Origin of the sequence: Hyphomicrobium denitrificans ATCC 51888, assembly GCF_000143145.1 — a bacterium.
Classification (GTDB): Bacteria; Pseudomonadota; Alphaproteobacteria; order Rhizobiales; family Hyphomicrobiaceae; genus Hyphomicrobium_B; species Hyphomicrobium_B denitrificans.
In genome coordinates, this window is record NC_014313.1 from 3,583,606 (window position 1) to 3,607,407 (window position 23,802).

Consider the following 23,802-nt stretch of genomic DNA (forward strand, 5'->3'; position numbering starts at 1 on the left):
GCCTCGTTCTGTCACCAAATGTGCGCCCGCGGACGTCGAACCAACCGCTGCCGCGCTTATAAACTCTCATTATCTCTCGCCAGCCTGCCGGACGACGACAAGCTGGCAAGGCGCAGAATCGCGCGTTACTCAGGCATCGTGGCGGCCGAAAATCAGAGTGGCATTGGTGCCGCCGAAACCGAAGCTGTTCGACATCACACAGTTAAGTTCGGCGTTGTCGATGCGACTCAGCGCGATCGGAACGTCGGCGAATGCCGGGTCCAGCTCTTCGATGTTCGCGCTTTCGCAGATGAAGCCGTTGTTCATCATAAGGAGCGAGAAAATCGCCTCCTGAACGCCGATCGCACCGAGGGAATGACCGGTGAGCGATTTGGTCGCAGAGATCGGCGGAATGGCGTTTCCGAAGACGGCGCGGATGGCGTCGATTTCCTTGGCATCGCCGACCGGCGTGCTGGTGCCGTGCGGGTTGATGTAGTCGATCTTGGAGATGGCCTTGCCGTCGAAGCCTTTCAGCGCGAGGCGCATACAACGCTCGGCGCCTTCGCCGGACGGGGCAACCATGTCGTGGCCGTCCGATGTGGCGCCGTAGCCTTTGACCTCGCCGTAAATCTTGGCGCCGCGGGCTTTCGCGTGCTCCAGTTCTTCGAGCACGACGACGCCTGCGCCACCGGCGATCACGAAGCCATCGCGATCCTTATCGTAAGCGCGGCTCGCCTTTTCGGGCGTCGCGTTGAAGTGGGACGACATCGCGCCCATCGCGTCGAACAGGTTCGACAGCGTCCAGTCGAGTTCCTCGCAGCCGCCGGCGAACATGACGTCCTGCTTGCCCCACTGGATCAACTCGGTCGCGTTCCCGATGCAGTGCGTGCTCGTCGCGCAGGCCGATGCGATGGAATAGTTCACGCCCTTGATCTGAAATGCCGTTGCGAGTGCGGCGGAAGGACCGGAGCACATGGCTTTCGGAACTTCGAACGGGCCGATCTTTTTCGGTCCGCCCGTTTCAATCGTTGTTTCGGCCGCTTCGACGATCGCGCGAGTCGACGGACCGCCGGAGCCGACGATGATGCCCGTGCGCTCGTTGACGACATCGGATGGTTCGAGACCCGAATCGCGGATCGCCTGATCCATTGCGATCCAGTTCCAGCCCACGCCGGGGTTCATGAAGCGGCGCGGCTTGCGCGGCACGACGCTTTCCCATTCGAGATTGGGTGCGCCGTGAACCTGACATTTGAAGCCGAGATCAGCGTATTTCTCAGCGCGTGAAATGCCCGACTTCGCCTCTCTCAGGGAAGCAAGCACTTCCTGAGTATTGTTTCCGATCGAGGAAACAATGCCCATTCCAGTAACAACAACGCGCCGCATGCGCTCCTAATCTCCTGCGGTTTTTGCAAAGCCCGCGAGGCTAATCGGGGCAGTGCGAAACGCTTAAGTGCCTTCGCTCGATTTGAGTAGGACCCTCAGATCCTTGGCTGTGTATATCACTTCGCCGTCGGCTTTAAGGACACCGTCGGCTTCCGCGAGCTTCAATTTACGAGCGATCACCCGCTTGATGTCGATGACATATTCGAGAAGCTTGACGTCCGGCGTCACTTCGCGCGTGAATTTCACTTCGCCGACGCCCGAGGCGCGGCCCTGCCCGCTGAGCCCGAGCCAGCCGAGAAAGAAGCCCGTGAGCTGCCAGAGGGCGTCGAGGCCGAGACAGCCAGGCATCACCGGGTCGCCTTTGAAATGGCAGGCGAACAGCCAATCCAGGCGTTCGTTTCCTGCGACCTTAAGCTCGGCGACAATCTGACCTTTGCCGTGCGCGCCGCCGGTCTCAGAGATTGCTGCAATGCGGTCGACCATCAGCATCGGCGGCAGCGGCAGCTGAGCGTTTCCGGGACCGAAAAGCTCACCGCGTCCGCACGCCAACAGGTCTTCAAATTCGTAACTCGAACGGCGCTCGGCCATACAATCCCCTCGTCTCGTCCCCTGCCAGCTGAGATTTATTCTAAACAGTCTCAGGCCGGTCGTGCGGGTGCGGCTCGTATCACAACCCCGTCATAACGCCTAGCACACCCCGGTGTGGCGTTGTAACGACGAGTTTTCGCACCAAATAACGTATTGTTGTCGCAAGTTGCGGGATTTCTAACGTCATATTATACTTCACCGCAAAAGCGCGTTGCGCCGCGATGGGTGCAACGTGGGAACTTCAGAGCGATTGTTCAAACAGAAATGTCCGAGAAATTACCGGCTGAGTCCGAGATCCGACCGACAGTCACGATACCGAGCATGCTTCGGCAGGCGGGGCTGCGTCCGACGCGGCAACGGTTGGCGCTCGGGCGCCTTCTGTTTGGCAGTGGCGACCGGCACGTAACGGCCGAACAGCTGCACGCCGAGGTTTCGTCGCTGGGCGAACACGTGTCGCTGGCGACGGTGTACAACACGCTGCACCAGTTCAAGAAAGCGGGCTTGGTGCGGGAACTCGCAATCGAGGGTTCGAAGGCCTACTTCGATACCAACACCTCGAACCACAATCATTTCCTGCTCGAGAGCAACGGCGAGCTGATGGACATTCCTGGAGACGCGATCCGCGTCGATGGTTTGCCGCAGCCGCCTGATGGCATGAAGATCACGCACGTCGACGTGGTCGTTCGCCTCGCGAGGGAAGAAGGCCGCTAAGCGGCTAAAGGGGCGGACCGGTCGATCATTTGATCGTTTCGCCTTCGTACGCGCCCCAGAGTTTTTTCTGCTCGATGTAGCCGGTGTAGGCGTCGACCGTGACGCGGCACCAGCGGCCGTCGCACGTGCGCAGGTCAGCGATCACGCCGGCCTCGACGTTGACGACGATGTGCGAGCGTTCGCTGTCGCTGGCGTGGATCGGCACCAGCGGCGGCTTCGTGCTCGCCTTGCGCTCCCAAGGGAGCACCAGCGCCGTCCTGCGCCCCGATAGAAATGACTGAAGCACCCATCCCGTCGCGCCCTCGGAATCGCGGACCTTGCGCCAGCTCTCGAATTCCTGGACGATCTCCAGCGGCAGACCGGCGCGGCGATAGACCCAGCCGGTCGGATAATCGGTCCCCGGGCCGTTCCTTAGATTAACGCGATCCGATTTCAGGCTGACGAACCGGGGCACGGGAAGACCGCTGCCGGACAGCCCGGAAGACTCGGCCGGTTGGGCGCGCAGAGGCGTCGGCGCGGCGGCCCCGGCGATTGCCGCGGCACAGATAAGCGCCGGCACCAAGGTCCGCTTTTTACGGTCCATGGTCGCGCGTTTTGATCGAGATCGTAGTGATGCGGTCATCTGAAGCGTTTCACGTGCTTCTAATTGATGATGGGTTCAGGGATAAAATGCCGTCGCACTTAATGAATCAGCACTTTGTCTTCGCGAAGGCCATCTGATAGACACGGGGCCGCACTTTCTCAAGCGGGCGCGCCATTGGGCCCAATCGGTCGGCCTTTGTGCAACGGAAAGCGAATGCCAACTCCCACAAAAAAACCTGTCGTCATCGTAACGCGCAAGCTTCCCGACGTGGTCGAGACGCGCATGTGCGAGCTGTTCGATACGAAGCTCAACGTCGAAGACAAGCCGATGACGCAAGCGCAGCTTGTCGAGGCGGTGAAAACGGCTGACGTTCTCGTGCCGACCGTGACGGATCGCATCGACCGCGCGGTGCTGACGCAAGCGGGGCCGCGACTGCGGCTGATCGCGAACTTCGGCACGGGCGTCGACAACGTCGATCTCGATACGGCGCGCAATCGCAGCATTTTGGTCACGAACACGCCCGGCGTACTGACCGAAGACACCGCCGACATGACGATGGCGCTGATCCTCGCCGTTCCGCGCAGGCTTGCCGAAGGCGCGGCCTACATGCGCGATCCGGCGACGAAATGGTCGGGCTGGTCGCCGACGTGGATGCTCGGGCATCGCATCTACGGCAAGCGTCTCGGAATCATCGGCATGGGACGCATCGGTCGCGCGGTGGCGCGGCGGGCGCAGGCGTTCGGACTGCAGATCCACTATCACAACCGGCGCCGTCTGCCGGAAGACATCGAGGCGGAGTTCGAGGCGACGTTCTGGGAAAGCCTCGACCAGATGCTGACGCGTGTCGACATCGTGTCGATCAATTGTCCGCACACGCCCGCGACGTATCACCTGCTGTCGGCGCGGCGGCTGCGGCTGCTCAAGCCTTCGGCCTACGTCGTCAACACGGCGCGCGGCGAGGTGATCGACGAGAACGAGCTGGCGCGGCTTCTCGAAACCGGTGCGATCGCCGGTGCGGGCCTCGACGTGTTCGAGAACGAGCCGGTGGTCAATCCGCGCCTGCTGGCCTCGGAACGTGTCGTGGCCTTGCCGCATATGAGTTCGGCGACGATCGAAGGCCGTATCGACATGGGCGAGAAGGTCATCATCAACATCAAGGCGTTTGCCGACGGTCATGCGCCGCCGGATCGTGTCCACGTCGCGATGCTCTGACGGGCGAACTGCTTCGAAATTGAATGGGCGCTGGCGCCGCTATTCTGCGGCGCAGGCGCTGCCGTCCGTCGATCCGTGGATCGAGAGATCGGTGATCGTCGGCGTCTGCCCGGACAGCGGATTGTCGGGGTCCCACGAGATCGACACGACCTCGAAGCGGCTGGCGAGCACGTCGCAGATCAGGAGCCGGCCTGCGAGGCTTTCGCCGATGCCGATGATCTCTTTGACGATCTCGGCTGCCTGCAGCGTGCCGATCACGCCCGCGACCGGCCCGAGCACGCCGGCTTCGGCGCAGTTGGCGACCAAGCCAGCAGGCGGGGCTTCCGGAAACAGGCAGCGCAGCGTCGGGTAGGGCGTGCCGTCAGCGGTTTTTTCGTATGGCTTGAAGAGCGAGACGTAGCCGTCGAAGGCACCGAGCGTCGCGTAGGCGAGCGGGCGTTTCGCCAGGTAGCAGGCATCCGACACCAGGTAGCGGGTCGCGAAATTATCTGAGCCGTCGGCAACGATGTCGTAGCGCGCAATGATCTCGAGTGCGTTGCGCGCGTTCAGGCGTTCGGCGTGAACTTCGACATTCACCAGCGGATTGAGCCGGTGAATGGTTTCGCGGGCGCTCTCGACCTTGAGGCGTCCCGTGTCGTCCGTATCGTGAGCAATCTGGCGTTGGAGATTATCGAGCGAGACGCGATCGTCGTCGATGATGCCGATCGTTCCGACGCCAGCTGCTGCGAGATACATGAGAACGGGTGAGCCCAGCCCTCCCGCTCCGATGACGAGAACGCGTGCCGCCTTGAGTTTCTGCTGGCCCGGCGCGCCGACGTCGCGCAGCACGAGGTGGCGCTTGTAGCGTTGCACCTCCTCGGCCGTCAGCGTCGTCATTCGTCATGCCTTCTTGGATATCAGCTGCGCGGCTGCGGTTCGACGAACAGCTCGCTCGAGAAGTAGCGTTCGGCCGACGACGGCGCGAACGTCACGATCGTCTTGCCGGCGTATTCAGGCCGCTGCGCTACCGAAATCGCGGCCGCGACGTTGGCTCCGGTCGAAATGCCGCCAGGAATGCCTTCGACCTTCGCGACTGTGCGCGAAACCTCGAAAGCGGTGTCGCTTGCGACGGTGACGACTTCGTCGATAAGGCCGGTATCAAGGTTGTCGGGAATGAAGCCTGCGCCGATGCCCTGAATCTTGTGCGGGCCTTTGGGCTGGCCGGAGATGACGGCGCTCGTCGTCGGTTCGACGGCGATGATCTTGAGGCCAGGAATGCGCTTCTTGAGGACGCGGCCCGTACCGGTCAGCGTGCCGCCGGTGCCGACGCCGACCACCAGCGCGTCGAACTTGCCATTCGTGTCGTTGTAGATTTCTTCGGCGGTCGTCTTCTCGTGCACGAGCGGATTCGCGGGATTGCTGAACTGGCCGGGAATGACGGCGTCCGGCAGCGATTTCGCGAGTTCGTCGGCTTTTGCCAACGCAGCCGGCATGCCGCCTGGTCCTGGCGTCAGTTCGAGTTCCGCGCCGAGATGCGAGAGAATTTTGCGGCGTTCGAGCGACATCGTTTCTGGCATCACGAGGATGAGGCGATAGCCGCGTGCAGCTGCGACGAACGCCAGACCGATGCCGGTGTTGCCCGAGGTCGGCTCGATCAGAATTGTTTTGCCGGGCTTGATACGTCCTTCGGCCTCGAGAACATCGATCATCGCGACGCCGATACGATCCTTCACCGATGAAAGCGGATTGAAGAATTCGAGCTTCAGCAGAATGTCGGCTTTGAGATTTGCGGATGCTTTGATTTTCGAAAGCCGAACGAGCGGCGTGTTGCCGATCGTCTGGTCGATGCTGTCATAGACGCGCCCGCGTCCCCATGTGCCCGTGGCCGCGATTGTCTTGATATCAAGCGTCTGTGTCATGTGGCTCTCTTGGTCAGCGTTGGGTGCGGAGGCGCGGTGTCGAATGCCGCGCTTTTCTCGCAGTTTCAGAGAATATCCTCAAGTCCTTCGCGACGCTAATAAGCATTTAATAAGCATAGCTTTTTTTCGTATTTAGCGGCCTCGCGCGCTCTTTTTCAATTGGGATTTTGATTTCTTGTTGTTTCTCGTTTTTGTAACCGGTTTTTGTTTTTTCTTCTGTGCAGAGGATGCACTTGTTGCCGAGCCCGTCGAACCGAAACCGCCGGCACCGCGCTTCGTTCCGGAAAGGACCGCGGCTTCCATGAGCACGGCTCGGATAATCGGCGCAATGATCATCTGTGCGATACGCTCGCCACGATTGATCGTGAACGGCTTTTTGCCGAGGTTGATCAATATGACCGAGACTTCGCCGCGATAGTCGGAATCGATCGTGCCGGGGCTGTTCAGAACCGTTAGGCCGAACTTAGCTGCGAGTCCGGAACGTGGCCGGACCTGAGCTTCGGTTCCTTTCGGCAGCTCGAAAATCAATCCGGTCGGGATCAGCGCGCTGTCGCCAGGAGAAAGCGTGACCGGATTCCCGGCGGGAACTGCGGCGACGAGATCGAAGCCTGCGGCTTCTGCCGTTTGATAGGCGGGCAACGGAAGATCCGTGGCGTGATCGAGCCGCCGGACGTTGACCTTTACGTTGTTTTGCTCGGGACGCCGGATCATTCTGCGGCGTCTCGCTTCAACGTCGCGAGATGTGCGGCCGCGCGAGTCACAATTCTGATTGCGACCTCGGTCTTGCTCATTTCAGGCCAGCTTTCCACGCCCGCGCTCGTCAGAAGATGAACGGCGTTGCGTTCACCACCCATGACTCCAATCGGCGATGATACGTCGTTTGCGACGATCCAATCGGCGCCTTTCGATTTCAACTTCTTTTTCGCGTGCGCAACGACGTCGTTGGTCTCGGCGGCAAAGCCTACGACCAGCGGCGGGCGTCCCTTTCGCAATTGAGCGATCGTTTTCAGAATGTCGGGATTTTCGGCGAGCGTCAGCGCGGGCGGCGCGTCGGATGTGGACTTTTTGATTTTCGAAGTGTTCGGCGTGGCAACGCGCCAGTCGGCAACGGCGGCGGCGAATATCGCGATATCGGCCGGTAGCGCGTGCTTCACCGCGGCGAGCATTTCTTCTGCCGTCGATACGCGCACGATGCGGACGCCTGCCGGTTCGGCAATCGAGACCGGACCCGAAACAAGCGTGACGTCGGCGCCGAGCCTTGCGGCTGCGGCGGCAAGCTCGTGACCCTGTTTTCCTGAGGAGCGATTGGCGATGTAGCGCACAGGATCGATGGGCTCGTGCGTCGGGCCGCTCGTGACAATCACACGACATCCGGAGAGCGGCTTAGCGTCAGACGTGGACGAAAACCGGCTTTCGATGGCAGCGAGCAAATCCGGAACTTCGACGAGGCGGCCCGGTCCGGCTTCGCCGCGCTCGGCCATCTCTCCGATCGCCGGTCCGACGAAATCGATCCCGTCGCGTTTGAGCTGTTCGACGTTGCGGCGCGTCGCCGGGTTCAGCCACATGCGCGGGTTCATCGCCGGCGCGACAAGCACGGGTTTGTCGGTCGCGAGTAGAATAGCGGTGGCGAGATCGTCGGCGTGCCCGCCTGCCATCCGTGCAATCAAGTCCGCCGTTGCGGGCGCGACGACGATCAGGTCTGTGTCGCGCGACAGGCGGATGTGCCCGATCTCGCGTTCATCATCGAGATCGAAAAGATCGGTGAAGACACGCTCGTTGGTGAGGGCTGCGACCGACAACGGCGTGACGAATTGCTGGGCAGCTTTCGTCATCACGACGCGAACGTGATGGCCGCGCTCGCGCAAACGCCGGATGAGATCCAGGCATTTGTAGGCAGCGATGCCGCCGCCAATGATGAGAAGAATGCGCTTCGCCGATGACAAATCCGTAAGATCCGATCTCGCTGCAAGAAGCCTAGACTTTATCATATTCCCCGTCGCCGGAAGTTAAGCCAGTTGAGGCCGCAACCGAAATATGCGGGTAGTGCGCATGGCCGATCGGCTGCGCCTGGCCTATATCCCTCGCAGGTATTCGTTTTGGAGGCGTCGTCATGCGCACGAAATTTCTGCTTTTGAGCTTAATGGCGTTGTTGCCGGCGACGGCTTTCGCCCAGGACGCCACCAGCAAAGGCGTCACCGTCGCGAACGCCTGGGCGCGTGCGACGCCGGGTGGTGCAACCGTTGGAGCGGTCTTTCTCGAGATACGGACGGACAAAGCGACCTCTGACCGGTTGACCGGCATCGCGTCTCCTGCGGCCGGCAGAACCGAAATTCATTCAAGCTCGATGGAAGGCGGCGTCATGAAAATGCGTCGTCTCGAAACGATCGACCTGAAGCCGGGGACGGCGCTCGTTTTGAAGCCGATGGGCGATCACATCATGCTTTTCGACCTGAAGCAGCCGTTGAAGGACGGCGATACGGTCGATTTGACTCTGAACTTTGAAAAGGCGGGCGCTATTGCCGTCAAAGCCGGCGTCGCGGGTATTGCGGCAATGGGGCCGAAGGGGGCTCAGACCAATTCCCAAGGCAAAAAGGACTCTATGTCGCACGAGGGGATGTCCCATGATCAGATGCACGGCGACATGCACCACTAAGGGCATTTTCCGTGATCTGACGTTCTCCGGTTGAGGCGAATTTTTTATGTCGCGCGGTTACTTGACGCAGAGCGGATGATAGTACATGGTGCGCCCACCTTCGACGGCCGGACCGGTCGAAGGCTCCAATAAAAAAGAATAAAGGTCCAAGTCTAGGGACGAAACTATTGGGGTGGTGCGCTTAGCGCTCCACCCCAATTCAGTTTTGCAGCAATGCAATTCGGTCCAATTCAATTTCGCCTGCTGCGATGACGAAAATAATGGCTCGCGCGGCATAGTGGCTGCGAGGTCACCGGATCGAGCAACGGCTACGATCTGTAAGCCAAAGCTGCGTCACACCTCGCCCCTCGCCATATTTCCGTGTCCCAATTCGGCCTGATCTGCCTTGATCGGGGCGTCTTTCTCGCGGCAATACGCGGATCATTGGGTTACGATCGGGGCAGAGGGGAGCAAATGCGCCGACAAGGGGACATCACGGATGCCAGCCGGCCGTCGCGCAGCCTCATTATTGCGGGCGTCGCGATCTGGCTGGTCGTGACGCTGGCGCTGCCGCTTTCGGCGTTGACGCTCAACTTTTTCCGTCTTGGCGGCTCGCCGCTCGGCTTTTGGATCGCCGCCCAGGGCTCTTTGATCGCGCTGGTCCTTCTTGCGTTCTTTTATGCATGGCGCGCCGGAGGCGTTGCGCCTGCGGAACGAGTGTGGCCGAGTTTCGCGTTCGCAGGCGAGGCGACCGGCGCCGCGGCGATCATCGGCTTCACAGGTTTCATTGCGGCGATCGGATACGACGCGCTGGCGCTGCCGCTTGGCCTCGTATCCGGATTGACGTTGCTCGCCATCCTCGTCGCTCCGCGATTTGTCCTCTACCCGGTGCGATCGATCGGCGGATTTTTCGCCATTCGTTATGGCGGGAATCTCGCGCGCCGACTGGCGTTGCTGATCACCACGGCGGCGACGATCGTTCTGCTGGCCGCGGATTTGAAGGCCGGCGCCTACGCGATGCAAAGCCTGGCGCGGATTGAATCGGCTGAGGCCGTGACGATCCTGGTCGTCAGCGTGGCGGCCGTCTGGCTCGTCGGCAGCGTGCTGAATGTCCGGACGCTTGCCGGCATCAGTTTCGCGGCGATGGTCATCGGCGTGCTCGTTACGCTCGCAGCCATCGCAGCTCGCGCGCAAGGCTGGACCATCCCGCATCTGACGCTTGGCGCCGCGCTCGAAAATCACCTCAGCCTCAACATGACGCTGGTCGTCAACCGCCTCGCCGATGTCGATGCGCTGACGGCGCTGGCTTCGCCGTTCCTGCAGCTTTCGATGCGCAATTTCGCGGGGCTTCTGCTTGCCGTTGCGTTCGGCGTCGTCGCCGCTCCGCATCTGCTCGGACGGCACGTTTCGCAAGCTGCCGTTGCACCGGGCGGGGCAGTGCGCCGGACCGCTTGGGCGCTGGTCGGCGTCGCCGTAGTCGTCGTCAGCCTACCGCCGCTTGCGGTTTACAGCCGCGTCGCATTCGAGACCGTGCTTTCAAAAGGCATCGAAGACGCCGTCATCCCGAAGAAATTCGCCGAGGCCAGCGATCTCGGGTGGGTCAAAATCTGCGATAAGAATTCGCGCAACGTCGCAGAGCTTGCGACAGCGTGCGCCAACGCGCCGGAGCAGCGCGGCTTTTTGAGATTGCAGGATCTCGTGTTTTCGACGGACGGATTTGTCGTCGCAGCGCCGTACATGGCGGCGGTCGAACGCGCGTTGCAGTATCCCTTGCTGATCGCCGTGGTGATCGCGACCTTGCTGATGGGGAACGCGCTTCTCGCGAGCCTTGTCGATGCCGATGCGGAAGTGCGAAAAGGCGGTGCTCCGGGGCAAGGCGAATTGGATTTTCGTTCGGCGACGCTCGGGGCAAGCGTGCTCGCGGGTGGATCGATCATCGCCAGCGTTTCGACGCTTGGCAGTGGCCTGCTGTTCGCGGAAGGGTTCGCGCTCATCGCCGCGGGTCTGTTCGTGCCGATCGTGCTCGGCCTTTATTGGCGGCATATGAATTCCGCAGGCGCCATCGCGGCGATGGCCATGGGGACGTTGATCGCACTCGCTTACATGCTCGGCGTGCACGTCTGGCCGGTTGAGTTCTATCGAATCTCGGGTTTGTTTTCGGATGCCGGTGAGGAAGCGGCGCAGCAGTTCAGCGATCTCGATGCGGCTTTCAGCGCTGCCGCCGATCCGCAGGCACGCGCTGCGGCGTGGAGTGCGCTTCGTGATTACGCGGCGACCGTCGCCAACTGGGGTGGGTTGAAACCTGCCGCGATCGTGCTGATCACGGTGCCGGTCAGCCTGCTCGTGTCGATTGCGGTCAGTCTTCTGTTTCGCAATCGAAAGTCTGTGCAGCCTGCAGGCTGACCCTTCGGGTCGTGCGGCGAGTCATCTAAACTCGTGTTTGGACGGACGATGCGGAGCGGCGGCAACGGATGTCGAACGAGATCTTCGATCTTGTCGTGATCGGCGGCGGTATCAACGGCGCGGGCATCGCTGCCGACGCGGCGATGCGCGGACTGCGCGTGATGCTGGCTGAAGCCGACGATCTTGCCGGCGCGACGTCGTCGGCGAGTTCGAAGCTCATTCATGGCGGGCTTCGGTATCTCGAACACTATGAGTTCCGTCTTGTTCGTGAAGCGCTGGCGGAGCGCGAGGTTTTGCTTGCGAAGGCTCCGCATATCATCCGGCCGATGCGTTTCGTTCTGCCTCATGTTGCCGGAATGCGGTCGCGCGCGCTCATTCGGGCCGGGCTGTTTCTTTACGATCATCTTGCGGCGCGCCGAACCTTGGGCGGCTCGCACGCAATCGATCTCGGCGCCGACCCGGCGGGCGTGCCGCTGGCATCACATTTGAAGCACGCGTTCAGCTATTGGGATTGCGCCGTCGACGATGCGCGGCTCGTCGTTCTCAATGCGATCGCCGCGCGCGAGGCGGGTGCGCGGATCGTGACGCGGACGCCGGTTCGCGCGCTTCGTGTCGAAGACGGACTTTGGATCGTGTTGCTCGGGGACGGGTCTCGCGACGTTGCGGCACGGGCGGTCGTCAATGCGGCGGGTCCGTGGGTCGGCGATGTCGCGCGTCTCGGCAAATCTTCCGGCGCGCGATCCGCTGACGTCCGGCTGGTCAGAGGCAGCCACATCGTCGTTCCGCGCATCGCCGGAGCGGATGATGCGTACACTCTGCAAAATTCCGATGGCCGCGTCGTGTTCGTGCTGCCGTTCGAATCCGACTTCACGCTGATCGGCACGACGGAGCAGCCGCAGGGCCGTGATCCACGTCCCGCGACCGTGTCCAGCGACGAGGAGAGCTATCTTCTCACGGCCGTGAACCGGTATCTCCGCGTTCCACTAAAACCTGACCAGATCGTGTGGACGTTTGCCGGGGTTCGCCCGCTCGATGACGACGGAAGCGACAATGTTTCGGCAATCACGCGAGACTACCGCCTCGATCTTCAGTCGGAGGGGACACCGCCGATCCTGAATGTGATCGGCGGCAAGATCACGACCTATCGCAAGCTCGCGGAGGCGGCGCTCGATCTTCTCGCGCAGCACATTCCGGGGGCGCGGTCCGGCTCGACCAGAACGGCACCGCTGCCCGGCGGCGATTTCGGGGGCTGCACGTTCGATGCGTGGTTCGACGATTTCGCGCGCCGCCATGCCGGTTTCGAGAGGCGCACGCTGATGCGGCTGGCGCGCCGCTACGGCACCCGAACGGCGCGCATCCTCGACGGCACAACGTCGGAACGCGATCTGGGGCAGGATTTCGGTGCAGGTCTCTGTGCGCGCGAGATCGCCTATCTCAAATCCGAGGAATGGGCGGACGCGGCTGAGGATATTCTCTGGCGGCGGACCAAGACGGGTCTGCACATTGCTCCGGGGGCGCGTGCGAGCGCCGCCGAGGCCATTCAAGGTTACGTCGACAAGCTTTAGGCGTCGCGTGCTTCGACTACATCAAGCGGCGGCGCTGGGCGCGAAGAGCGCATGTCGCCGGGCAGACGGATTCGGGGCACAGCAGCTGGTTGGCTTTGCTCAGCGCTGCGGCGAGAGCCTGTGCGCCGTTGAGCGTGTCGCCGATGTCGTCCGAGCCGATCAACGCCGCGGCCGACGCCGTCAGCGCCTGGCGCTCATCGTGCTGGCACGCTGCAATGATCGAAATGGCCAGGCATTCGTCGCGGCAGAAGCCGCGGCAGCCGGACGGCGAGATCTCGATATCGCGCTGAGCGTTGGCTTTGACGGCGCGGACGAACTTGGAGAGATCGAGCAGCAGAGCTTTTGCGTGCTCAGGGCCGAGGATGCCGGAGAAGGAATTCCAGGCGTCTTCCCAGCATTTGATGTCGCCGGTCGAAAGGCCCGCGAGCCAGCATCGAAATCCGACGCCGACGAGGCGCTCGGGCGCTTTTGCCGAAAGCGGAACGACTTTCGCGGACGGGGTTGAGGAGGTGGTTCTGGCGTTCACTGAAGGACTAGCCACGGGCGGATACCTCCGTCGGCTGAACCAATCTGGAAGGACGATGATTTGCGCGAGAGATCGCGCAGAAATCTGGGCTCATTTTCCGCTCCAATATGCGGGGTTCAAGGCCCCGGTATCGGTTGGCGCCAACGCTGGCGCGCGATGCCGCTACGGCACCGTAAACTTGTGCTAACCTGATCATATCGGGCAGGTCAACCGTTAGCGAACGACGCGCAGAACATTAGAATTTTTATAATTTTCAAGTACGTACGATCGGGAAAATCTGGCCAACCCGGCGAGCGTTTTTCAACCCGGCCACTGGGCAAATCCGGCGAACGTGATCCGCGCCAGCGTGCCCCGGTCGGAGCCGTCCTCGATTTCGAATTCGGCGCTCATTTCGCTCGCGAGGCGATGGACGAGCGGCAGGCCGATGCCGCTGCCGCTCAGCCAGAGTTGTTTGTTCGCGCCTTCATCGGATGCGCTCGCCGCGACCGCGCTGCCGCCGATCCCGCAGCCGGTATCGCGCACTGCGAGGAACACGCGGCCGTCGGCACGGCAGCCGGTTTCGACCTGCACGGCGCCGCCGGTTGGCGTGAACTTGATGGCGTTCGTCAGCAGGTTGAGCAGGATCTGACGCAGCGATGTCGGATTGGCGACGACGTGCGGACGGCTTTTTTCGGCGCGAAACGTCAGAGCCAGATTGCGCGATTGCGCGAGGGCTTGAACGCTGGAGACGGTGCGCTGGACAATCGCATTGAGGTCGAGCGCGATGAGGCGCGGCGGCGCGGTTCCCTGGCGGCGGCTTTCCGAGAGCAGCGACGTGATGACGTCCAGGGCGTGAGTCGCGTTTTCGTGGATGTCGGCGGCGTAGTTCAGGTAGCGGGCGTTGCCCATCGCGCCCAATCGCTCGTCGCGCATCACTTCGGCTGCGGCGGCGATGGCCGTCAGGGGCGTCTTCAGCTCGTGCGCGAGCTTCGCGAGTTGGTCGGGATCGAGCAGCGACGCCGTGGCGGCTGCCCGGGCCGCGAGTGACTCGGGAGGGGCAATCAACGCCGTTTCGGCGTCTGCCTCATCGAGGACGTGCAGGACGAACAATCCCGACCGGTCGGCAGTCTGGCGTGTCACCGTGCAGCGGAGCGCCTTCAGCCGGCCGTTGCTCCAGAAGGTCAACGTTTCGACCGATTTGCTATTGGCGTTGCCAAGCGCCGCGATCTCGCGCAGCCGTGCAAGGGCGGGGGTCGAGGCATCGAGCGCGATTGGAAATGCGGCGTAGGCGAACAACCCGATGGCGCGCGTGCCGGCGGTATCTGCGGTCACGATTTCGGCGCGTTCGGGGTCGACAACGATGACGCCGGAATCGTTTGCGACGCCGAGCGAAGGCTCGCTGTCGCGCGGAAGCTGGACTGAGGGCATAATCGCAGCCGTCATAGCGGAAATCTTCAGACCCCAAGTGCTACTCAAGCACTTTACCCAATGCATCTAAGCGATTTGCCGGCCGCAGTTATATGGAATTCGCGTATTTTCCACCGTTGTCCTACGCGCCGATACCCCCCGCTGACGAAGCTACCGCCGAGTGTGCGCCATTTGCACCGTTCGAGGGTGGGCACAGCGGACGACCACGTCCGCGCCGCTCGCAATCGGGCGTGGGGACCGGCTCGCAGCCTGCGTCGAGGTGTTCGGCCGGCGCGTAAATTTAATCAACCTGAAGCGGCTGCTTTTTCACGCGGAGAGTAGTAGTAGGGCGAGCTTTGCCGCGAGGGGCGCAAGGCTCGCGGGTTCGGGAGTCCAGGTTGCAGACTGCGCACCAGAAACATGACGGTGAAAAGATCGGCGGCAACCGTGGGATCTGGGATCGCGTCGACTGGTCTTTCGTCGGGGCGATCGTCGCGCTTGCGGCGTTCTCGTATGCTGCGTCCGTTCTCTACAAGACGCTCGAAAGCATCTCGTGGGATCAGGTCCGTCACACGATCGTTACGTTTCCGCTGTCGCGTCTGGCTCTCGCAGGACTTGCGACGGCTGCGTCTTATCTCGCTCTCGTCGGATATGATCTCATCGCATTGCGATTGGTCGGAGCGCGCCGCGTTCCACTGCGAACAACCGCCATCACCTCGTTCATCAGCCATGCCGTGACGTTCACGTTCGGCTTCGGGGTACTGACCGGCGGCGCCGTCCGCATGCGTCTTTATCGGCCGTGGAAGGTTTCGACCGATCAAGTTCTGGCCGTCGTCCTGCTTTGCGCGTTGAGCTTCTGGGCGGGACTTGCCGCCATCGCCGGCATCTGCCTTGCCGTCGATCCGGAACTGGTGGCGGCGCTGGTCGGACTGGATGCAGCGGCGTGTCGAATTCTTGGGCTTGCCATTCTGGCTGCGCTGGCGCTGTGGCTGGCGATTTCGGCGCGCAAAAGGACCGTCATCGCCGTCCGCGACTGGCAGCTGCCATTGCCGGGAGCAGGCACGACGCTTGCCGCGATCTTCGTCGGGATGGCGGATGTCGCGGCCGCGGCCGTTGCGCTGTGGGTGCTGTTGCCGCACGACGTCGCCGTCACGTTGCCGGGGTTTCTGGTCGTGTTTTCGCTGGCGATCGTTGTCGGTGTGCTCAGTCACGTGCCGGGTGGTTTCGGCGTCTTCGATGCGATCGTGCTGCTCGGCATCGCCAAGGGTGCGCCGTCGCCGGAACTGGTCAGCTCCTTGGTGCTGTTCCGGCTCGTCTATTATTTCGTGCCGGTGACCATCGCGGCGATGATGCTCGTTGCCTACGAGGTGCGCGCCCGCTCGCGCGTTGCGCAGGAGGACAGCAGTCAGACTGCGGCACTGTTCGATCCGATCATTCCACCGCTTGCGGCGGTCGCGACGTTTTTCGGCGGACTGGTTCTGCTTGTCGCGGGGACGCTGCCGGCGGAGCGCATCGCGGTCGTGCGAAATTTCATTCCGCTGCCGTTCGTCGAAGCGTCGCATTTCATCGCCAGTCTCGTCGGAACGATCCTGCTCGTCGTCGCGAACGGCCTGGCGCACAGGTTGCGCTCGGCATGGCAACTGGCGCTGCTCCTGCTTGGCGGCGGCGCGATCTTCTCGGTGACGAAAGGATTGAATTTCGGGGAAGCCTCAATCTGTCTCGCGGCGGCCGGTTTGCTCATCGTCGGACGGCGGGAATTCTATCGCCAGGGCGGCGTATTCGCGGGACGCCCGTCGGCGTCGTCGCTGCTTGCCGTCGCGGTTGCAGTCAGCGCGTCGGCCTTCATCGGTCTCGCGATCTATCGCGGCATTCCCTACGACAATTCGCTGTGGTGGGAATTCGCGTATCACCAGGACGCGTCGCGGTTCCTGCGCGCCACGCTCGGTGCGGCGACCATCGTCATCGTCGTCGCCGCCTATCAGCTGATGCACAAGGTTGCGCCCGAGCGGCGCCACGTTTCGCCGTCCGAGATGCAGGAGGTCGAGGCGATCGTCGGTGCATCGACGCAGATCACGTCGGAGCTGGCGCTCATCGGCGACAAGCGATTTCTGTTTTCTCAAAGCGGCGACGGTTTCGTGATGTACGACGTGCGCGGCTCGACGTGGGTCGCGATGGGCGATCCGATCGCGAACGGAGGCGCGGATCTCACCGACCTCGTTTGGCGGTTCAAGGAGAATGCGGACGAGCGCCGCGGTTCGCCGGTTTTCTATCAGGTCGCGGCCGACAATCTGCCGGTCTATCTCGACGCGGGTTTCTCGCTGATCAAGCTCGGCGAGGATGCCTGGGTCGATCTCGAGGCCTTCACGCTCGACGGTAAAGTCGGGCGGCGGCTCAGGCAGACGAAATCACGCGTCGAGCGCAGCAACGTGTCGTTCGAAATCGTCAAAGCCGAGAATGTCGCGAATTATTTTCCGGCTTTGAAGCGCGTGTCGGACGCGTGGCTGCAGGTGCATGGGCGTCGCGAAAAGGGGTTTTCGCTCGGCTTCTGGAACGAAGATTATCTCAGCCGGCACGACGTCGCCGTCGTTCGACACGAGGATCGCATCGTCGCGTTCGCGAATGTTTTGCGTAAGCCCGCTTCGGCGACGGCGTCGCTCGATTTGATGCGGCATGTGCCGGATGCGCCGGAGAGCGTCATGGATTATCTGGTCGTGATGCTGCTCGAGCAAATGAAGGCTGAGGGCTACAAATGGTTCAACCTCGGCATGGCGCCGCTCTCCGGTCTGCCCGAGCATCGGCTTGCGTCGCGCTGGGCGCGGCTCGCCGGGCTGTTCTTCCGTTACGGCGACAGGCTCTACAACTTCGAGGGCGTGCGCATTTTCAAGAGCAAGTTCAAACCGGAATGGCGGCCGAAGTATCTCGCGTACGAGCACGGTCTGCGTCTGCCGCAAACCTTGCTCGATATTGCGGGATTGATCAGCTCAAGTCCGCAGCGCGTGGTCGCGGAGCGTCAGCGACATGACGCCTAGCGTTCGGCCCAAGGGCGTTCTCGGCATGTCTGCGCTTGCGGCGATCTTGGGTGCACAGGCGCTGCTGACTGCGAACGTCGCCATGGCGGCGACGACTGTGACGCAGCCGCGTTTCGGAAGCGTCGAAGTCGTGACGCCGAAGACCTCTGCCTCCGCGTTCGTCATTTTGCTCAGCGATCCGAATGATTCTTCGTCCGCTGCTCGCGAGATCGCGACGGAGATTGCCGATCGCGGCGCTGCCGTGGCGGTCATCGATGCGACCGCGATGCGGTCCATTCTGCAAGCCTCCGGCAGCGCCAAAGCGTGTATCGATCTGTTCGGTGATTTGGAAAGTCTCGCGCGTATGGCCGAGCGGCAGATCGGCATGGCGACCTGGCAACAGCCGGTTCTGCTTGGCATCGGCGATGGCGGTGTGGTGGCCTATCTCGGACTGGCGCAGGCGCCGTCGAACACACTTGCAGGTGCGGTGAGCTTCGGGTTCTCACCAACGCTCGCTTCGGCGAAACCCTTTTGCGATGTAACGTCGTCGGCGGGCGAAGGTACGCAGACGTTCACCTATCAGCCTGCGCAATTGGCGGGGCGTTGGATCGCCGTCACCGCAAACGCCGGTGAGCCAAGCCTCAAGCCGTTTCTCGATGCGCACCCAGGCTCGCAGGCGATTGCTGCGCCTGCCGGCGACAAAGCGGGACGTGATGCCGCGATCAAGGCCGTCTTTGAGGTTGCGGCGACGACGGGGGCGGCGCTCAGCGATCTGCCGCTCGTGGAGCTTCCCGCGAAGCATCCAAAAGTTCTCTTGATCTTTTTCTCAGGCGACGGCGGCTGGCGCGACATCGACAAGCAGCTCGGCGAACTGCTGTCCAAGGATGGTGTCGCAGTGATCGGCGTCGATGCGCTGCGCTACTTCTGGAGCAAGAAGGAGCCACAGACGATTGCTGCCGACATCCATCGCATCATCGCTCACTATGGACCCGCTTGGGGTGTGAAATCCTTCGCGCTCGCGGGATATTCCTTCGGGGCAGGCATCATTCCGCTGACGTGGCCGAAGCTCGCACCGGCGACACAAGACCAGATCAAGCTGATCGCGATGCTCGGGCTGGAGCCTGTGGCGCGGCTGCAGATGTCGATGGCGGGCTGGCTGGGGTTGAATTCTTCGGCCGATATTCCGCTCGGACCATATTTGGCGCAGCTGCCGCAGGCGCGCGTCATGTGCGTCTATAGCGTCGAGGAGCAGAAGGACAACAATACCGGGTGTACGCTGGCGGAGCTCGATGGGGCGACGCGCATCGGCCGGACGGGCGGGCACCACTTCGGCGGCGATTACGATGATATCGCGCGGATCATTCTCGAGCGGCTCAACGCGGCGGGCGAGAAGTGACGGCGGGCTTGCAAAGGTGGATGGTACCGCCTCCCAGAGTTGAACCGGGGACCTCTAGATCCACAATCTAGCGCTCTAACCAACTGAGCTAAGGCGGCACAGGCTTTGTTTACAAAGCAATAAATCGAGGATGGCGCGGCCGTCCATTATTTTCGGACCGGCGCTCCCCGATTTCAGAGCCCTGCTATCACCACAGCTCTCTCCATGGGTCAAGCCGGGCGCGTCATTTATGTGTGGTCCTCCACGACATGGCCTTGGCGGATTCGCTCAGTTGCGTAGTCACCGAGCAATTCAGGTCTGAGGAATGTCTTGGCGACCCGCTGTGACGTGCCGCTGACCCACCGGTTCGCCCCCACGGAGATTGGGCCAATCGGCGCGCTTTTTGGTAAAGGTTGAATACGTGGTGGTTTCGGTCTTGTAGCGGAATGCGCGTCGCAGCTTGAGGGCGGGCGCTTCGATAACGTGGAAGCTGAAGGCCGAGAGTGCAAGCGACGCGAGGGCGAAGGCGACGAGATGATCGCCAAGGTTGATCCCGGCTAGCAGGGCTAGCCAGATGAGCAGGTAGTGGTTGAGAAATACGCCGTAGCTGTAATTCCCTAGAAGCCCGTCGAGCCTGTAGAGCGCCGACCAGCGCGAGGCGCTATCCGGCGTTGCGAGCCGGGACAGCGCGGCTAACGCGGGAATTCCGATAATAAGACCGATCGGGATCTCATAGTTCAGCGGTTCGGCAGCCAACGCCGGAAAATTCCAGACGGCCGCGGAAATGATGGCTGCGCAGAGCCAGACGATCAGAGGCAGCTTCCTGTGGATCAGGTCAGGCTTCGCGAATGACGCGCCGACCAAGAACATGAAAAGTGTGCCCGGCAACAGTGAGTAGCCGAAGACAAACACGTGTACGAAGCCAAGCCAGGCATAAAGAAAAATAGCGATTGATATGACGGCTGCTACGCGCGTCAGCTTGGGTAAGAGAACGATTGCCGGAGCGAAAAGATAGAAGGTTATTTCAAGACCGATGCTCCAAGCGGGCGGGTCAAGCTGGCAATATCCGACATCTCTCAGCGGCTTCCAATGATTGAAAAAATCCAGCGGCACGACCAAAAAATTGAGCGCGACGGTTTTGGCGTTGCACTTCGATAGGTATTCGACGGGAACGGCTGCAATGCTGACGAGCAGCAGCGCCATGAGCATGTAGAAGTAGAGCTGCGGCAGAAGTCGCGCTGCGCGGTCGATGTAGAAAAATGGAACGCGGCCGACTGTCGAGAAATGCTTCTGCATCAGCATCGTCATCACGTAGCCGCTGATCAGATAGAACGAGATGACGGCGACGGGGCCTTGGTTGAAACCGGCCACGGGTAAAAACCCGATATGGGACGACATGACCATTGCAGCGAGCAAAAGTCGGTACGTGCCCATGTTGGGACTACTCCGAAAGGATCATTCATTTGGGAGTAACAAATGAATCTCTCGGTTCCAAGGTTTGGGTGAGGATCTCCACAGCCTGGAAGCAGCACCGACAAAGACGCTGGCCCGTAGGCGGATTGCCGCTCGTCAGATAGTTCGCGACGGGCCGCCGCGCCCGCCGAGTAGGAACGCCAACACAAGCCCTGCGACGAAGCCGCCGACGTGCGCCATGTAGGCGACGCCGCCGACGTCGGCGGTCTCGTCGGTTCGGGCGATGGAGCCGACGCTGCTGAAAAGCTGCAGCACGATCCAGAAGCCGATGACTGCGAGCGCCGGGAGCGAAACGATCTGGCGGATGACGAAAACGTCGACGCGCGCGTGCGGGAACAGCAGAATATAAGCGCCGAGGACGCCTGCGATGGCGCCCGAGGCTCCGACGTTCGGAATGCTGGAGCCACTGTTGACGTAATACTGGGCGAACGTCGCAGCGATGCCGCAGGCGAGATAAAACGCGAGGAAGCGGACGTGGCCGAAGCGATCTTCGATGTTGTCGCCGAAAATGTAGAGGTACAGCATATTGCCGAAGAGATGCATCCAGCCGCCATGCATGAACATGGCGGTCAAGAGCGTCGGCAGGTTGCCGGCGGGGTCGTCGTTGAAGCGGCTCGGGATGAACGACCAATCCTGAATGAACTGGTCTCCGGCATTCAGCTCCAGGAGAAAGACGAGCACGTTGATCGCGATCAGGCCGTAGGTGACGACCGGCGTGGTCCTCAGCGCACTGTCGTCGTCGCCGATCGGAAACATGCGCGTCCCTCTTCGATTTGGGCCGCCGTTCAGGCGGCCAACGGCCTTTTCGCGGACATCAGATAATTCACGTCCGTGTCGGGATTGCGAGCCCATACATCCCGTAGCGGCGTGTAAGTGATGCCTTCAAATTGGGGATCGGTGAGGCCGGCGGTCTCGGCGTAGCGCCGCAGCTCGTCGGTGGTCACGAACCGGTCCCACTGATGCGTGCCGCGCGGCAGCCAGCCCAGAACGTACTCGGCGCCGACGATCGCCAGTGCCCATGCCTTCAACGTGCGGTTCAAGGTCGAGAAAACGGCGAGTCCGCCGGGACGGACGAGGCTCGCGCATTCGGCAATGAACTTTTGCGGATCAGGAACGTGCTCGACGACTTCGAGACAGGCGACGATGTCGAAGGTGCGGCCTTCGGCGACGAGGTCTTCGACGCGGACCGGACGATAGTCGATGGCGAGGCCCTGCGCCTCGGCATGGCTTTTGGCGATGGCGATGTTGCGCTCCGAGGGGTCGATCGCCGTAACCGTCGCGCCCATTCGCGTCAGCGGTTCGGCGACGAGGCCGCCGCCGCAGCCGATGTCGAGCGCCGTCAGACCGGCGAGCGGTTTCAGAATTTTTGCATCGCGGCCGAAATGGGCGACGGCCTGATCGCGAATGAACGAGAGCCGCGGTGGCCCAATCTGATGCAGGGGGCGGAATTTTCCGTTCGGGTCCCACCATTCGGAAGCGATCTCGGAAAAGCGCCGCACTTCCTCGGGATCGAGGTTCGCGCTTGCAGGGGTCGGATCGTCGTGCTGGCGGGATGCGGCGGTCATTTCGGGCTCCGGTTTGCGGCTAGTCGCCAGCGGCGCGGGGAACTTGTCAAGCGCGGCACGATCCCGCTCGTCTTTGGGATGGCCCCTGGATAGTTGCCCGGGGGCTCGCGAGCCGCTAAGAAGCCGGGACTCAATCCAGAAATTAAGGCTTCACAGGTCCTATCTGGGCCCGTCCGAGCCTATAGCAAGTGCAGGACAGACACTCAGGATGGCGACCGTTGTGATGAAATTCGGCGGCACCTCGGTCGCCAACATCGAGCGCATCCAGAACGTGGCGCGGCACGTCAAGCGCGAGGTCGACGCCGGCAACAAGGTCGCCGTGGTCGTCTCGGCGATGTCAGGCGTCACGAACCAGCTTGTCGCCTGGGTCAAGGAAGTTTCGCCTCTCTACGACGCCCGCGAATACGACTCCGTCGTCGCGACCGGCGAGCAGGTGACGGCAGGCCTTCTGGCCTTGGCGCTGCAAGCCATGGGTCTCAAGGCGCGCTCCTGGACCGGATGGCAGGTGCCGATCAAAACCGACACGGCTCATGGTGCCGCGCGCATCATCGATATCCCGGGCGCCGATCTCAAACGGCAGATCGACGGTGGAGAGGTTGCGGTCATCACCGGCTTCCAGGGCATCGAAGAGATTTCCAATCGCGTCGCGACGCTCGGCCGGGGCGGTTCGGATACGAGTGCGGTTGCGATCGCGGTCGCGCTCGAAGCGGACGTCTGCGATATCTACACCGACGTCGACGGCGTTTATACGACCGATCCGCGGATCGTGCCGAAGGCACGGCGGTTGGCCAAAGTATCCTATGAAGAGATGCTGGAAATGGCGTCGCTCGGCTCGAAGGTGCTGCAAACGCGCTCCGTCGAGCTGGCTATGGTCTACAAGGTGAAGACGCGCGTTCTGTCGAGCTTCGTCGCGCCGGACGCGATGCAGCCCTACAGACCCGACAACGTCGAGAATATCGGAACTATCGTTTGCGACGAGGATGAGATCGTGGAACAGCAGGTCGTGAGCGGCATCGCCTATGCCAAAGACGAAGCCAAGGTGACGCTTCTGAAGGTCGACGATAAGCCGGGCGTCGCGGCGCGCATCTTCGGGCCGTTGTCGGACGCAAGCATCAACGTCGACATGATCGTTCAGAACGTCACGCCGGACGGGAAGCACACCGACATGACGTTCACCGTGCAGGCTTCGGAGTTGCCGCGCACGCTCGATGTTCTGAAGAAGGCGAAAGCCGACATCGGCCACTTCGACGTCAAAAGCTCGGCGGACGTCGTGAAAATCTCGGTGATTGGCGTCGGCATGCGCAGTCATGCTGGTGTTGCGGCGCAGATGTTCAAAACTCTTGCCGAAAAAGGCATCAACATCCACGCCATCTCGACATCCGAGATAAAAATCAGTGTATTGATCGATGCTGTCTATGCCGAGCTTGCCGTGCGCACGCTGCACACGGTCTATGGTCTCGACAGCGACTGAGCGCGGATTCTTTCGGCCGCGCTGTTCTTAGCCCCTATGGACCG

Annotated in this window: 20 protein-coding genes and 1 tRNA gene; 8 read left to right on the top strand and 13 right to left on the bottom strand. The window is 61.9% G+C overall.

Annotation, left to right across the window (positions count from 1 at the left end; all coding sequences use genetic code 11):
• Positions 1–129: 129 nt before the first annotated feature.
• Both fabB and fabA read right to left on the bottom strand, forming a co-directional pair.
• Complete coding sequence (gene fabB / locus HDEN_RS17370) at positions 130–1,362, bottom strand: beta-ketoacyl-ACP synthase I (RefSeq protein WP_013217456.1); 1,233 nt, start codon at positions 1,360–1,362, stop codon at positions 130–132.
• A 63-nt stretch (positions 1,363–1,425) separates the two neighbouring features.
• On the bottom strand, positions 1,426–1,950 hold the full coding sequence (gene fabA, locus HDEN_RS17375; RefSeq protein WP_013217457.1) for a 3-hydroxyacyl-[acyl-carrier-protein] dehydratase FabA: 525 nt from the start codon (positions 1,948–1,950) through the stop codon (positions 1,426–1,428).
• Positions 1,951–2,214: 264 nt separating this feature from the next.
• On the opposite strand from fabA, the gene irrA reads away from it, so the two are divergent.
• A complete protein-coding gene (irrA, locus tag HDEN_RS17380) occupies positions 2,215–2,661 on the top strand; it encodes an iron response transcriptional regulator IrrA (RefSeq protein ID WP_013217458.1) in 447 nt (148 codons plus the stop codon).
• Positions 2,662–2,686: 25 nt separating this feature from the next.
• Here the strand turns inward: irrA and HDEN_RS17385 are convergent, their stop codons facing one another.
• Positions 2,687–3,244, bottom strand: a complete 558-nt coding sequence (locus tag HDEN_RS17385; RefSeq protein ID WP_013217459.1) for an SH3 domain-containing protein — start codon at positions 3,242–3,244, stop codon at positions 2,687–2,689.
• Positions 3,245–3,457: 213 nt separating this feature from the next.
• Here HDEN_RS17385 and HDEN_RS17390 point away from each other — a divergent pair, with 213 nt between their 5' ends.
• Positions 3,458–4,456 (top strand): 2-hydroxyacid dehydrogenase, encoded by a 999-nt coding sequence (locus HDEN_RS17390; protein ID WP_013217460.1) that lies wholly within the window; start codon positions 3,458–3,460, stop codon positions 4,454–4,456.
• Positions 4,457–4,495: 39 nt separating this feature from the next.
• Here the strand turns inward: HDEN_RS17390 and HDEN_RS17395 are convergent, their stop codons facing one another.
• The 4 genes from HDEN_RS17395 to coaBC form a co-directional block, all read right to left on the bottom strand.
• The gene (locus HDEN_RS17395) at positions 4,496–5,332 is read right to left on the bottom strand and encodes a HesA/MoeB/ThiF family protein (RefSeq protein WP_013217461.1); all 837 of its coding nucleotides are present in this window, start codon (positions 5,330–5,332) and stop codon (positions 4,496–4,498) included.
• 20 nt (positions 5,333–5,352) lie between these two features.
• Entirely contained in the window at positions 5,353–6,354 is a 1,002-nt protein-coding gene (gene cysK, locus HDEN_RS17400) for a cysteine synthase A (RefSeq protein WP_013217462.1), read from the bottom strand.
• Positions 6,355–6,486: 132 nt separating this feature from the next.
• Positions 6,487–7,065, bottom strand: a complete 579-nt coding sequence (gene dut / locus HDEN_RS17405) for a dUTP diphosphatase (RefSeq protein WP_013217463.1) — start codon at positions 7,063–7,065, stop codon at positions 6,487–6,489.
• Positions 7,062–8,342, bottom strand: a complete 1,281-nt coding sequence (gene coaBC, locus HDEN_RS17410; RefSeq protein WP_013217464.1) for a bifunctional phosphopantothenoylcysteine decarboxylase/phosphopantothenate--cysteine ligase CoaBC — start codon at positions 8,340–8,342, stop codon at positions 7,062–7,064. Before coaBC ends, dut begins: the two co-directional genes overlap by 4 nt.
• A gap of 122 nt (positions 8,343–8,464) precedes the next feature.
• On the opposite strand from coaBC, the gene HDEN_RS17415 reads away from it, so the two are divergent.
• The 3 genes from HDEN_RS17415 to glpD all read left to right on the top strand — a co-directional run bounded on the left by HDEN_RS17415 (position 8,465) and on the right by glpD (position 12,954).
• A complete protein-coding gene (locus HDEN_RS17415; RefSeq protein ID WP_013217465.1) occupies positions 8,465–9,007 on the top strand; it encodes a copper chaperone PCu(A)C in 543 nt (180 codons plus the stop codon).
• A gap of 453 nt (positions 9,008–9,460) precedes the next feature.
• Positions 9,461–11,389 carry a sodium/substrate symporter small subunit gene (locus HDEN_RS17420; RefSeq protein WP_013217466.1) on the top strand — a complete coding sequence of 643 codons (1,929 nt, stop codon included), beginning with the start codon at positions 9,461–9,463 and terminating at the stop codon, positions 11,387–11,389.
• Positions 11,390–11,457: 68 nt separating this feature from the next.
• Complete coding sequence (glpD, locus tag HDEN_RS17425) at positions 11,458–12,954, top strand: glycerol-3-phosphate dehydrogenase (RefSeq protein WP_013217467.1); 1,497 nt, start codon at positions 11,458–11,460, stop codon at positions 12,952–12,954.
• 16 nt (positions 12,955–12,970) lie between these two features.
• Here glpD and HDEN_RS17430 read toward each other — a convergent pair whose 3' ends face one another.
• Positions 12,971–13,495 carry a hypothetical protein gene (locus HDEN_RS17430; protein WP_013217468.1) on the bottom strand — a complete coding sequence of 175 codons (525 nt, stop codon included), beginning with the start codon at positions 13,493–13,495 and terminating at the stop codon, positions 12,971–12,973.
• Between the two features lie 285 nt (positions 13,496–13,780).
• Positions 13,781–14,902, bottom strand: a complete 1,122-nt coding sequence (locus HDEN_RS17435; RefSeq protein ID WP_245256680.1) for a sensor histidine kinase — start codon at positions 14,900–14,902, stop codon at positions 13,781–13,783.
• Between the two features lie 362 nt (positions 14,903–15,264).
• Between HDEN_RS17435 and mprF the strand changes: the two genes are divergently transcribed.
• A complete protein-coding gene (mprF, locus tag HDEN_RS17440; RefSeq protein WP_013217470.1) occupies positions 15,265–17,895 on the top strand; it encodes a bifunctional lysylphosphatidylglycerol flippase/synthetase MprF in 2,631 nt (876 codons plus the stop codon).
• On the top strand, positions 17,885–19,270 hold the full coding sequence (locus HDEN_RS17445) for an AcvB/VirJ family lysyl-phosphatidylglycerol hydrolase (protein ID WP_013217471.1): 1,386 nt from the start codon (positions 17,885–17,887) through the stop codon (positions 19,268–19,270). The genes mprF and HDEN_RS17445 overlap by 11 nt, the downstream gene beginning before the upstream one ends.
• Positions 19,271–19,291: 21 nt before the next feature.
• Here the strand turns inward: HDEN_RS17445 and HDEN_RS17450 are convergent.
• From HDEN_RS17450 to ubiG, 4 genes are all read right to left on the bottom strand, one after another.
• Positions 19,292–19,368: transfer RNA gene (locus HDEN_RS17450), tRNA-His, on the bottom strand.
• Between the two features lie 193 nt (positions 19,369–19,561).
• Positions 19,562–20,683, bottom strand: coding sequence for an acyltransferase family protein (locus HDEN_RS17455; RefSeq protein ID WP_013217472.1), 1,122 nt, complete (start codon positions 20,681–20,683; stop codon positions 19,562–19,564).
• Positions 20,684–20,818: 135 nt separating this feature from the next.
• Positions 20,819–21,478, bottom strand: coding sequence for a rhomboid family intramembrane serine protease (locus HDEN_RS17460; RefSeq protein WP_013217473.1), 660 nt, complete (start codon positions 21,476–21,478; stop codon positions 20,819–20,821).
• A 29-nt stretch (positions 21,479–21,507) separates the two neighbouring features.
• The gene (ubiG, locus tag HDEN_RS17465) at positions 21,508–22,287 is read right to left on the bottom strand and encodes a bifunctional 2-polyprenyl-6-hydroxyphenol methylase/3-demethylubiquinol 3-O-methyltransferase UbiG (RefSeq protein WP_013217474.1); all 780 of its coding nucleotides are present in this window, start codon (positions 22,285–22,287) and stop codon (positions 21,508–21,510) included.
• A 208-nt stretch (positions 22,288–22,495) separates the two neighbouring features.
• On the opposite strand from ubiG, the gene HDEN_RS17470 reads away from it, so the two are divergent.
• Positions 22,496–23,758 carry an aspartate kinase gene (locus HDEN_RS17470; RefSeq protein ID WP_013217475.1) on the top strand — a complete coding sequence of 421 codons (1,263 nt, stop codon included), beginning with the start codon at positions 22,496–22,498 and terminating at the stop codon, positions 23,756–23,758.
• Positions 23,759–23,802 lie beyond the last annotated feature (44 nt).